Genomic DNA, 12,403 nt, shown 5'->3' with positions numbered 1-12,403 from the left:
TAGAAAAATTAAAAAGAAATGAAGAGTTTATTTTTAACAAGATAATTATTCAAATAACATGGGACAAAATCTATTATTTTTTAATAATTATTTGGAGTCAATTGATAAAAAACTCTTCATCTTCAATTAAATCATCAATAAAATAGAATATATCCTCTCTTTCATATTTGTCAGGAAACTGGTAATTATTGATTAAAAATACAGGAGTAAAAGTAAGTCCGTTATTTCTATTATCATTGGCTAACAATATTATTTTTGATAAATCAGCTTGAACAAAAAAATTTTCATATTCCTTTTTAAAATTTTTCAAGTTATTATTTTTATACCAAATTTCAATGGCTTTTAAAAGAGATTTTTCACCCTCAGAATCGTAAATGTTTTTAAAAGCGGAGATAATTGAAGTTAGGTCATCATTAGCCAATTCTGGGTAATAGTTAAATCTAATTTGAGCAGAAATATTAGTATACTTATTAATTATTTTTTCAAGAATAATATGAGCTTCTTTACAGTAACCACAAAAAGGGTTGGTAACTATCGAAATGTTTAGTTTAGCATCTCTTTTCCCAATCCAAAACACTTCATTCTTATTATGAAAATCAAAGTGCTTAACTAATAATTCCTTTTTAAAAATATCATAGTTCTTTTTAAATTTAATACTTTTCAAACTTAGTCTATAAAAATCTTCCTTTTCACTTAAAATATTGTTAATATAAATTATCAAACCAAATAATATTAAAAAAACAATAATTGATTTGAAAAAAACATTGTAATAAAAGGTGTTGTTAAAAAACAAATAACTAATTAAAATTTGTACTATCAGTATTAAAATAATAGTTAAACAAATTCTACAAAAGGTTTTTTCTATGAATAATTGATAAAACAGAGAATAAGCTATAACTAAAATAGAAAAATAAGAGATAACCTTTAAAATACTCTCACTTAGCGGAATAAATAATCCAAGTACAAATATGCCTAAAAAATATATCAAACTAAAATCTGAAAGCCTTAATCTGTAAAAATTAATTTTGTCAGAATTAAAAATTTTCTCACAATCACTTATAGATTCTGACTTTTTTTTTGAGCCATCACACAATGCATTGATTACAACAGACTCTTTACCAAATTTTTTATTAAAAATTCCTAAAGAAATAAATATGCCAATTATACTAAGTATATTAAATAAAAATAATTGAACGGTATTTTGAAAATATGAATAGAGAGAAAATAAAGCAAAAAAGGAATATATTAACCACTTGAAATTAATTTCGCTTTTGTGTAAAACTTCTTCTACTTTTTCAAAAATAATTACAAAATCGCTAGCCTCGTCATGTAATTTTGACTTAGACATTTTGCTTGCTTTGTCACTATAAATTAAATAATCATTATCTTTTTTTTCAACGTATGTAAATTTATTGTTATGAATTGTTATAAATTGATTGGGCAACTCACCCCAGTTATCTTTATCTATTTCATATACATCATTTTTAATTCCTAAAAAAGATAATGTGTCACTAAATGAAAGCAATGAAGGGTAATTAGGATGTGACTGAAATTGAAATAAAAATTCTTCTTTAGAAATTTTAAGTTTATTATAAAATAAATTCATGCTTTATTAATAAAAAAAAATTAATCTTGAATAAATTTTTCTAATTCATTTTCTGTCATTACACCTACACTTGATTTTAACACTTTCATATTTTTATCTAATAAAACAGAATATGGTATGGAATTACTTAGTTGAAAGAATATCTCAACACCTTCATATTCCTTAGAATCTTCATTTACAATAAATTGTTTCCATGGCATATTCTCTTTTTCAAGAGCCTTTTCCCATGCAGTAGCATTAGAATCAGTTGATATAGATACAAAATCAATACTTGTATTATATTTTTCGTACACCTTTTTCAAAGAAGGTATTTCCTCTCTACAAGGTCCACACCAACTTGCCCAAAAAACGACTAAATTTCTATCAAAAGTAGTATCTAAAACCTCTTTTTTTTCTCCTTTAGAATTTAATAAAACAGGAGAGGTCAATTTACTAGCTTCTTCTCTTTTATTATTATATTTTTTTAACTTAAAAAAAGTTTCGCTTTTTGTAATATCTCCTTTAAAAACATTTAAAAATTGATTTATTTGATCTGGCAAAAAACTATTTCTATTATTATTAATTTGATAAAGTAAATGAAAAGAATTTGGAAATTCTTTTATTTTATCAAGGATTTTTTTGTAAGAATCTTTATTAATTTCACTGAATAAATCGCCATCTGTGTGAAACATTGCATTCGTTTGATATCCAGCCTTTATATCATTAGAGACTGTCATCATTTTTGATCTATTATTAAAATTATATCCTTTTGGCGTTTTATCTATTAAGTAACCACTAATTTCAATCGAATCATCAGACAAAAATAAACTTGACTCATACTTTGCATTTTTAAACTTTCCTTTAGTCAAAAAACCGATAAACCTAAATATTCCATTTTCATCAATATGGTTCAAAACAAGATATCTGGGTTCATTATCCTCATTGTTATCATATTTAAATTCGAATTTACCGTTAACAGTTTTTACACTATCGATTTTATTAAAAAATTGTTCTTCAGACAAATACATAATCCCATTTGGAAGATTCGAAAGGTTTCCAAATAATATATTATTTTCTCGCTCTTGAGAACATGAAATACTTATTAATAAAAATATTAAAAGTGTTAAAATTCTTGTAAAATTTTTCATTTAAGATAAAAAATAATTCATATAAATTTTAGGAGAAATATAATATTTCTCCTAAAAAAACTTATTAACATCTAGATCTACCTCCATTTGAAGTTAATGTATGAGAAACTCCATCTCCTGTATCGCAAAAAGAATTTCCTGTACTAACTGGATAAACATGACCAAGAGCATCTACTTCAAAAGCCATTTCAAATTTACATGTTCCATTATAAGTTATATAAGAACCATCCGATTGTTTTACAGTTAAAGTACATGCTTTTATACCACCAAAAACACTCTTTAATTCTTCTCTTGAAAGTTTTTTAAAATTTTTCATAATGTAATTATTTATTAAACATAAACTCTTTAATTCATTTATAAAATTCGTGCACTAATTTCAAAACGAATAAAATGTTATTTTATCCACAAAATATATATAATTAATAATAAGAAAATCAAAATTTCATTATTTTAATATTAAAAAAAATAACATATAAATCTTATTAATTTAAAAAACTAAAACCTACCTTATGAAAACAAGTTTAAAATCCGAGAATTCTAAAATAGTCATTTTTTTTTTTAAACATATTTGAAGAAAGTATCATATTTAATGAAAATTTGTAACTTTCATTAAAAAGATATTTTTTGTCTACTATATAATGTTCCTAGTGTAAATTTTAAATGACATCTACATTGATTATACTCAAAATTAAAATCCTTTCGAATGATAAAAAAATTTGATTTATTAAATGTATTTTTAAAGTCAACTGTAGTGTATTGATTATCATTGCTACACTATTTTAAGCTATAAAGCTTCTTTATTTTCCGTTAAATCAGAAATAAAATATCGCAATTCTTGTAACTCATACTCATCTGGATAAATCATTCCATTAACTAGTTTTACAGGTGTATAATTAAGGTTATTGTTCAAACACCAAGTATATTCACTTCTTAAATTCTCTTCCACTTCAAAATCTATCATACCAATGGTCCATTTGGCTTTCCAATCTTTCAAGCTCATTGCATGTATGTGCCAATCCATTAATGCAGCTTCTGCCATCTTAGGATTCTCTTTGTGCAACTGAAGAATGGTTTTAGCTACTATTAAATAAGGATTATCTAAATTATCTGTATTTAAATTGTAATAAATGCCTACTTGAAGTTTATCTGGAAATTGTTGTAACAAATCGATTGCAGTTGAAAAAGCCGTATGGCAATGACCACAACTCGGACTTAATATTAAATCAATTTTTACCGAAGCCTCTTTGTTACCTAAGATTATAGTAGGTATGCTATGCAAAACCCCAACATCTAAAACGGGTTTTTGTAAGGACGAAAAAATTGAAAAATTACGCTTGAATTTTAACAACGTAACATTCTCCTTCTCTAAAGTTACTTTTCGATATAAAATAGGCTTTATAAAGAACCAAACTGAAAATACTATTGCACTTGCTTGAACCAATCCTAAATAATTGAATGATAAATCTTTGGCAAACCCAACAAAAAGTAAAGATTGTAGCACTAACAACAAGGAAACGCCTAAACACAACACACACCATTTCTCTAATTTTACCTTTTGTAACCAAATCGAATAGCCCACCATAGGCAATGACAAAAGACTCAGAAAATTTACAATAGCATAGGAAGCTGGAGCCAATTGCAATAAAAGAATACTCGTACCAAAAAAAAGAACGGGTAAATCTGAAAAATCCAACCATTGGGTAAGTTGAGAACTTTCTGATTGTATCACCGAATCGCATGATGTATGTTCGTTAAAAGAACATATTTTAGAAATAACACCTTCCGTTTTATTAATTTTTTCATCAATAATTACTACACCTAAAAAAAATCCGATACTACTACATAAAAAAGTCAATAAAGAAGGTAATGTAAATTCTCGAAAAGTCAGTCCTAATAAAGCTAACAGTAAAACCGCTAGACCTACATAGACATTATTCAATAAAGGTAAGCGCTCTTTTTGTATTACTTCATTAGGTTCTATGGCAACTACTACACCACTCCATTGCGTTAAAAAAGCATCAAAGGATAGTTTCTTTTTCCCTTCTTTTTCCGTTTCAATACTTACTTCTTGAGACAAACGTCGAACCAAGACAATATCATTAGAAACAACCGCTAAAAAAGAATCCGGTAAAGCAGAAAATTGTTCCTTAGGTACTTGAGCTGCCACATTCTCTATTTGCAACATATCTAAAGTATCTGTTACTGCATAAAGACTAGGATAATTGGGGTGAGATAAAAAAAGATTTTCAAAAGAATGTTGTTGTTCTTTATAATGGTTTATTTGCAGAAATTTTTTTACAATAGAAATCATAAGAATAAATTTAAAAAAAGGATAGTGAATTTTAAAATTAAAAAAACGCTACCCTTAACTTATTATTTTGTTACAGTTTACTATATTCTACAAGGATCAGCACAAGCAAAACTGTAATATTTACATTGATTCGTATTTGGGTCAATACAATCTTTCAATTGTCCTTTAATCACTATTTGTTCTTTCTTTGATAGAACAGTTACACCTGTTAGAGTTAAAATGGATTTTTTCATAATTATATAGTAGTTAAATAACTTATCTTTTTGAGTAAGTCAATTATACAATACTACTAAATAAATACCACTCTTAATTACAATAAAATTACCTAAAATGTTAAATTCAAAAATCCCAGTTATCATACGTTTTAGAGGATTCTAATTTTTTTTCTAAAGCATCTTCAAGCTCAGGAAAAAAATCAATTCCTGTCATTTCTTCGATACTATCAACAGGAACAATATAATTATATAAAGGTTCTTTAGATTCTTTATGAGGCAATAAAAAGCCAATCATTTTGGAATGATTTTTAGACAATAAAACTTTGTAAAAATACTTGGGCACAGCAACATTTTCAAAACCAATTACTTCTAAATTATTGGTTAAAACCCCACCTGTAACAACATAAAGTGAGTCTTGCTTTTTTGCCCAATATCTAACTTTTTGTTCTAATCTGTTCCAAATTCCAGCATTAAAATCGTAGTGCTGCGGAGTAACATTTGAAGTTAAAAAAGTTTCCTTAAAATCTTTATAACTGCCTCTTCGATCACCAGCTGGACAGAGATGCCCTTTATTGTAACCAGATTTTTTAAAATTTCTCCAATCGGCTGCACCCGTCAAAATATCTGAATCAATTTCAAAATAAGGCCTTTTATAATCCATTTCTTTAATATCAGATGCTTTTAATACATATGCAACCCATTCCGCTTGCTCATGTACTTCTGAATACGATAGTACATATGTATTTTTTCGATATACTGCTCCTGTAGTGTTACTAGGCAAATAGTTAAATCCAATAATTGAAGGTGTATCATTTGGATTGATTAATTCTGGCAAGGTTTTATTTGACAAATTATCTCTACATGATATTACAACGAATCCTAGAATTATAAACAAAAATACCCTTTTAGACATTTAACCTGATTTAATTATATTTGTGAAGCTAAAATTAAATAAAAAGATATGAAAACCAAATCATTACTAGCACTACTATTTTTCGGAATGCAATTCGCCCTATCTCAAGAAGTTAAAGATTCTGTTGCGGCTCCTAAAATTAAAACAGAAAAGGAATTAGAAGTTGAAAAAGCGCAACTCAAAGCAGAAAAAGAACGATTAAAAGCAGACGAAAAGGCCAAAAAAGAGCAAGAAAAAGCAGAAAAAGAACGTGAAAAAGCCGAGAAAGAAAGAGAAAAGGCAGTAAAAGAACAAGAAAAAGCAGAAAAAGAACGTGAAAAAGCGGAAAAAGAAAGAGAAAAGGCTGAAAAGAAAAGAGAGAAACAAATAAAAGAGGCTGAAAAAGCCAAAGAAAAAAGAGAGGATGCTAAAAAAGAAGTTTCTCAAATCAAAAAAAAGATAGCCGACCAAAAGAAAGACATTAATAAGGAGAAAGCCAATCTTCAAAAGAATCAGTTGAAAGGAAAACTAAGTCCTAATGATGAATTAAAATGGAAAGAGAAAATTTTGAAAAAAGAAGAGAAACTGAATAAGCAACAAAACGAGTTAGAGAAAGCAGAAAAGAAATTATCTAAATTAGATTAATTAAGGAAGTATAAAAATAAAAAAACCAGCATTACTGCTGGTTTTTTTATATACGATTTAAATAATTATGCTTCAAAAGGAACAATTGAAACATAAGATTTATTATCTTTTTTCTTTTGAAATTGTACCACACCGTCAACTTTAGCATGTAAAGTATGATCTTTACCCATGTAAACATTTTCACCTGGATTGTGTTTAGAACCTCTTTGTCTAACAATGATGTTACCAGCAATTGCAGCTTGACCACCATAAATCTTAACGCCTAAACGTTTCGATTCTGATTCTCTACCATTCTTAGAACTACCGACACCTTTCTTGTGAGCCATGACGTTTTAAGTTTTATTAGTTAATATTAAAATTAAACTGCTTTACCGCCGTTTAATTCGTCTTGTAATTTCTGTAATTCATCCCATTTCTCATCAGCAGCTAATTGTGCTTGTTGTCCCCATGTTGTTGGGTCTAAGTGAGAAAGTTTTGAAGTTGAAGCATCTAAAATTTCTTTTACAGATTCTGTACTAGCTTTAGCTAATTTAGCAAATGTATCAATTCCAGCAGCTACTAAAGCTTCAGCAGCTTTAGGACCTATTCCTTCAATTTTTTTCAAATCATCACCTTTTTTTGAAGCCTTAGCTTTTGGAGCCGCTTTTTCTGCTACTGGAGCATCAGCTGCTTTCTCAGCTTTAGGAGCTGCCTCTTTCTTTGGTGCTGCTTTTTTTGGAGCACTACCTGAAGCAACAATACTTTCGATGATAATTTGAGTTAATGATTGTCTGTGACCGTTTTTCTTTTTGAAACCTTTTCTTCTTTTCTTTTTGAAAACGATTACTTTGTCACCTTTAAGGTGCTTTAAGACTTTAGCCTCAACAGAAGCTCCATCTATAGCTGGGGCGCCTAGAGTTACAGTACCATTATCGTCTAATAAAAGAACTTTGTCGAAAGAAATTTTATTTCCTTCTTCTTCTCCTAAACGGTGTACATAAACCTTTTGGTCTTTGCTTACTTTAAATTGTTGCCCTGCTATCTCTACGATTGCATACATACGAATATGAATTTAGTTAATTTTTCAAGTGTGCAAATATACAACAATTTATTATTCAACCAACAAGCGAATGATTTTTTTTAATCTTATTTTTTAAGAATAAAGAGTTTTACTTTTTTTTATTAAAAATTGTAACATTATGAATCAAATTACGACACATTGAAAAAATAACTCAAATATTAACATATGAAAAAATCTTTAATGGCTTTGAGTACGGCTCTTCTTATAGGTGGATCAACTTACGCCCAAAAAGTAACTTTTGATGAATATGATTTAGACAACGGACTTCATGTTGTGCTTCATCAAGACAATTCAGCTCCTGTTGTCATTACTTCTGTAATGTATCATGTAGGTGCTAAAGACGAACAACCAAACCGTACAGGTTTTGCTCACTTTTTTGAACATTTATTATTTGAAGGAACTAAAAATATTGAACGTGGAGAATGGTTTAAATTGGTAACTGCAAATGGAGGAAATAATAACGCAAACACCACAGACGACAGAACGTATTATTATGAAGTGTTTCCTTCAAACAATTTAGAATTAGCCTTATGGATGGAATCGGAACGATTAATGCATCCTGTAATCAATCAAATTGGAGTTGACACTCAAAATGAAGTAGTTAAAGAAGAAAAACGTTTAAGAGTAGACAACCAACCATATGGTAACATCTTTAAAGCAGTAAAACAAAATATGTTTAAAGTACACCCTTACCGTTGGACTACCATTGGAGAAATGGAACATCTAGACGCTGCTACTTTAGAAGAATTTCAAGCATTCAATAAAAAATTCTACATACCTAACAACGCTGTTTTAGTAGTAGCAGGTCAGTTTGACAAGGAAACTGCAAAAAAATGGATTAAAGAATATTTTGGACCTATTCAAAAAGGACCAGCTGTAGAACGTAAAACATACACTGAAGAACCTATAACCAAAGAATTCAGAACTACATGGGAAGATCCTAATGTTCAGTTACCAATGGTGTTAGCAACTTACAGAACACCTTCCATGAAAACTCGTGATGCGAGAGTTTTAGATATGATATCTTCTTATTTATCAGACGGTAAAAGTTCGAAATTATACAAAAAATTAGTTGACGATAAAAAAATGGCTTTACAAGCTGGAGCATTTAATAATAGTCAAGAAGATTATGGAATGTATTTAATTTATGGTATTCCAATGCAAGGCAAAACTTCAGATGATTTAATTAAAGAAATTGATGAAGAAATTGTTAAAGTTCAAACCGATTTAATTTCTGAAAAAGATTATCAAAAACTTCAAAATAAATTCGAAAATCAATATGTAAATAGCAACGCTAGTGTTGAGGGAATCGCAAGTAGCTTAGCAACTTATTACTTATTGTATGGCGATATTAATTTAATTAATACTGAAATTGATATTTATCGTTCGATTACTAGAGAGGAAATTAGAGAAGTAGCTAAAAAATATTTAAATCCAAATCAACGAATGATTTTAGATTATATTCCTGCTAAAGACAAAACTCAAAACTAAAATTGAAGATGAAAAAAATAGTATATATTGCAGCATGTTTGTTTCTAACAATTACTATGCAAGCTCAAGACAGAACACAACCAAAACCAGGACCAGCTCCTACTATCAATATTAAAAAACCTGAGAGTTTCACTTTAAAAAATGGTTTAAAAGTATTAATCGTTGAAAATCATAAATTACCAAGAGTATCTTACACCTTAACATTAGACAATACTCCTTACGCAGAAGGAAACAAAAAAGGAGTGTCTGAAATTTTAAGTGCTATGATTGGAAACGGTACCACTTCCATATCAAAAGACGCTTTTAATGAAGAAATTGACTTCTTAGGAGCAAATATTAATTTTTGGAGTGAAGGTGCTTCTGCAAATGGCCTTTCAAGATATTCTAAAAGAGTATTAGAGTTAATGGCAGACGGTGCTTTAAATCCAATTTTTGTTCAAGAAGAATTTGACAAAGAAGTAACTAAAGCTGTTGAAGGTTTAAAAGCAGATGAAAAAAGCGTAACTTCTATTGCTAGAAGAGTTGAAAATGCACTTACTTATGGAAAAAATCACTATAATGGTGAATATGTAACGGAAGAAACGTTAAAAAACATTACTCTTGAAGATGTAAAATTAAATTACAATACTTATTTCGTACCAGGTAATGCTTATTTAGTTATCGTAGGTGATGTAAATGTAAAACAAACCAAAAAAGAAGTAGAACGCTTATTTGGAAAATGGAAAAAAGCGACTGCTCCATCATTATCTTACAATGATCCTGTAGATGTCCAATACAGTCAAATTAATTTTATTGATGTACCAAACGCAGTTCAATCTGAGGTAGCTGTGGTTAATTTATCGCAATTAAAAATGACCGACAAAGATTATTTTGCTGCTATTTTAGCCAATCAAATCTTAGGTGGCGGTGGTGAAGGAAGATTGTTTTTAAATCTTCGCGAAAAACACGGTTGGACGTACGGTTCTTACTCTAACTTGGGTTCTGGAAAATACATTAATAAATTCCGCTCAGGTGCAGCCGTTAGAAATGCAGTTACGGATAGTGCTGTTGTTGAAATTTTCAATGAATTAAAACGAATTAGAACGGAACTAGTTTCTGATGAAGAATTGCGTAATGCCAAAGCGAAATACGTAGGTAACTTTGTAATGCAAATTGAAAAACCTGCTACTATTGCACGTTATGCTTTAAACAAAGAAACCCAAGGACTTCCAGATGATTTTTACGAAAATTATATTAAAAACATCAATGCAGTTACCGCAGAAGACATCCGAAACGCGGCTCAAAAATACTTTTTAGCAGATAACTCAAGAGTAGTTATTGTAGGTAAAGCAGGTGATGTTCTCCCTTCATTAGAGGCAATGAGTAAAAAAGAAAAATTACCTATTCTATACTTTGATAAGTTTGGTAACAAAACAGACAAACCTGTAGTTAAGAAAAAAATTCCTGCTGGTGTAACAGCTCAATCTGTAATCAAAAAATATTTAGATGCAATTGGTGGTGAAAAAGCTGCTAAAGAAGTTAAGACCGCTGTTGTAATAGCAACTGCTACCGTTCAAGGCATGAATATGGAAATCACCAACAAATACTCTGAAAATAAGTTTTCATCAGACGTCAAAGCAATGGGCAACCCTTATATGAAAACTGTTCTAAACAACGGAAAAGGAAACATAACTATTCAAGGTCAAAAAAGAGAATTAAGTGGTCCTCAATTGGAATCAACAAAAGAAAGCGCAATGTTATTCCCTGAATTGTCGTTATTGAATAATAAAGAAATAACACTTACTGGAATTGAAAATATTAATGACGAAGATGCTTACGGTATAAAAAAAGGGAGCATTACTTACTTTTACAATACAAATACTGGCTTTAAAGTTGCACAAACTGTAGAAACAGAACAAGCAGGCCAAAAAATAAGTCAGACAACTTATTTCCAAGATTACAAAGAAGTAAAAGGTCTTAAGTTTCCTTATAAAACAATAGCTAACATAGGTATTGAAATCGAATTAACTACTTCTGAAGTAAAAATTAACGAAGGTGTTACAGACAAAGATTTTGAATAATCTTATTCAAAATAAAGAAAAAGCTCTCAACTAATTGGGGGCTTTTTTCATATCAATTATTTTTTCTACTAGACAAATAAACTCCCAGAAGCACTATAAAAGCACCACATGCTTGTATAAAATTCAAACTTTCATCCATAAAGAAATAACCTAACAAAATAGCTACTACCGGTATTATATACGTTACTGAAGCCGCAAAAACTGGAGACGACAATTGGATTAATTTAAAAAACAATATATTAGAAAGACCTGTCCCTATAACTCCTAAAATAGCGATATAACCTAAAGAAGTTAGCACTTTTTCTTGAGAAGCTATTACAAAAAAATCTGAAAAATAAAGCACTACTAAAGCAGGAATAAAAATAACCACAAAATTCCCTGTACTAATGGTTAATGGTTTTAAATCGGATAAATACTTTTTAATCAAATTCACATTAATACCATAAAATAAGGACGCTAATAAAATTAACAACGCATAATAATAATTTTCAGTTGTATTACTGCCTTCTCCAAAAAGGACCAACAACAAACAACCTACAAAACCTATAATTACTCCAAACACTTGTCTTCGCTGAACACTTGCACCAAAAAACAAAAGCCCAACAATAAGTGTGTTTAATGGTGTTAATGAATTTAAAATAGAACTTACAGAACCATCAATTTTAGACAAAGCCAAAGCAAACAAATACACCGGAAAAAAAGTACCACACAAAGAAGTAAGCACTATGAATTTCCATTTGTATAATGGTATTTTAGCCAATTCTTTATAACCTACCAAGATTAAGAACAAGCCTGCAAACAAAATTCGTAAGCTTCCCATTTGAACTGAATTTACTCCTTTTAATCCTAATTGCATTAAGATAAAAGAACTTCCCCAAACACATCCTAAGAAACCCAACAAATACCATTTTGTATTATTATTTTCCATAAAAATAAATTTAGCAGCTCAAAATTCAGACTTTATTTTAACTTAGCCATCATTTTTTACATAAATTT

Annotated in this window: 12 protein-coding genes; 3 read left to right on the top strand and 9 right to left on the bottom strand. The window is 29.1% G+C overall.

The window, feature by feature from the left end:
* Positions 1 to 97: 97 nt before the first annotated feature.
* The 6 genes from FHG05_RS07345 to FHG05_RS07325 form a co-directional block, all read right to left on the bottom strand.
* Entirely contained in the window at positions 98 to 1,606 is a 1,509-nt protein-coding gene (locus FHG05_RS07345; RefSeq protein WP_140997371.1) for a vitamin K epoxide reductase family protein, read from the bottom strand.
* A 20-nt stretch (positions 1,607 to 1,626) separates the two neighbouring features.
* A complete protein-coding gene (locus FHG05_RS07340) occupies positions 1,627 to 2,733 on the bottom strand; it encodes a thioredoxin-like domain-containing protein (protein WP_140997370.1) in 1,107 nt (368 codons plus the stop codon).
* Between the two features lie 64 nt (positions 2,734 to 2,797).
* The gene (locus FHG05_RS07335) at positions 2,798 to 3,049 is read right to left on the bottom strand and encodes a bacteriocin-like protein (RefSeq protein ID WP_140997369.1); all 252 of its coding nucleotides are present in this window, start codon (positions 3,047 to 3,049) and stop codon (positions 2,798 to 2,800) included.
* Between the two features lie 468 nt (positions 3,050 to 3,517).
* A complete protein-coding gene (locus FHG05_RS07330) occupies positions 3,518 to 5,044 on the bottom strand; it encodes a vitamin K epoxide reductase family protein (RefSeq protein WP_140997368.1) in 1,527 nt (508 codons plus the stop codon).
* Between the two features lie 80 nt (positions 5,045 to 5,124).
* Complete coding sequence (locus tag FHG05_RS18350) at positions 5,125 to 5,277, bottom strand: hypothetical protein (RefSeq protein ID WP_157504199.1); 153 nt, start codon at positions 5,275 to 5,277, stop codon at positions 5,125 to 5,127.
* A 106-nt stretch (positions 5,278 to 5,383) separates the two neighbouring features.
* On the bottom strand, positions 5,384 to 6,172 hold the full coding sequence (locus FHG05_RS07325) for a DNA/RNA non-specific endonuclease (protein WP_140997367.1): 789 nt from the start codon (positions 6,170 to 6,172) through the stop codon (positions 5,384 to 5,386).
* Between the two features lie 48 nt (positions 6,173 to 6,220).
* On the opposite strand from FHG05_RS07325, the gene FHG05_RS07320 reads away from it, so the two are divergent.
* Positions 6,221 to 6,796 (top strand): hypothetical protein, encoded by a 576-nt coding sequence (locus FHG05_RS07320; protein WP_140997366.1) that lies wholly within the window; start codon positions 6,221 to 6,223, stop codon positions 6,794 to 6,796.
* 65 nt (positions 6,797 to 6,861) lie between these two features.
* Here FHG05_RS07320 and rpmA read toward each other — a convergent pair whose 3' ends face one another.
* Together rpmA and rplU are read right to left on the bottom strand one after the other, a co-directional pair.
* Positions 6,862 to 7,122, bottom strand: a complete 261-nt coding sequence (gene rpmA / locus FHG05_RS07315) for a 50S ribosomal protein L27 (protein WP_140997365.1) — start codon at positions 7,120 to 7,122, stop codon at positions 6,862 to 6,864.
* 32 nt (positions 7,123 to 7,154) lie between these two features.
* Positions 7,155 to 7,835: a 50S ribosomal protein L21 gene (rplU, locus tag FHG05_RS07310; RefSeq protein ID WP_140997364.1), complete on the bottom strand. Its 681-nt coding sequence runs from the start codon at positions 7,833 to 7,835 to the stop codon at positions 7,155 to 7,157.
* A 186-nt stretch (positions 7,836 to 8,021) separates the two neighbouring features.
* On the opposite strand from rplU, the gene FHG05_RS07305 reads away from it, so the two are divergent.
* Positions 8,022 to 9,347, top strand: a complete 1,326-nt coding sequence (locus FHG05_RS07305) for a M16 family metallopeptidase (protein ID WP_140997363.1) — start codon at positions 8,022 to 8,024, stop codon at positions 9,345 to 9,347.
* Between the two features lie 8 nt (positions 9,348 to 9,355).
* Entirely contained in the window at positions 9,356 to 11,407 is a 2,052-nt protein-coding gene (locus tag FHG05_RS07300) for a M16 family metallopeptidase (protein ID WP_140997362.1), read from the top strand.
* 52 nt (positions 11,408 to 11,459) lie between these two features.
* Here the strand turns inward: FHG05_RS07300 and FHG05_RS07295 are convergent, their stop codons facing one another.
* On the bottom strand, positions 11,460 to 12,335 hold the full coding sequence (locus FHG05_RS07295) for a DMT family transporter (RefSeq protein ID WP_140997361.1): 876 nt from the start codon (positions 12,333 to 12,335) through the stop codon (positions 11,460 to 11,462).
* Positions 12,336 to 12,403: the final 68 nt, after the last annotated feature.

The organism is Flavobacterium profundi (genome assembly GCF_006491645.1).
Classification (GTDB): Bacteria; Bacteroidota; Bacteroidia; order Flavobacteriales; family Flavobacteriaceae; genus Flavobacterium; species Flavobacterium profundi.
This window is presented reverse-complemented; position numbering and strand designations above follow the sequence as displayed.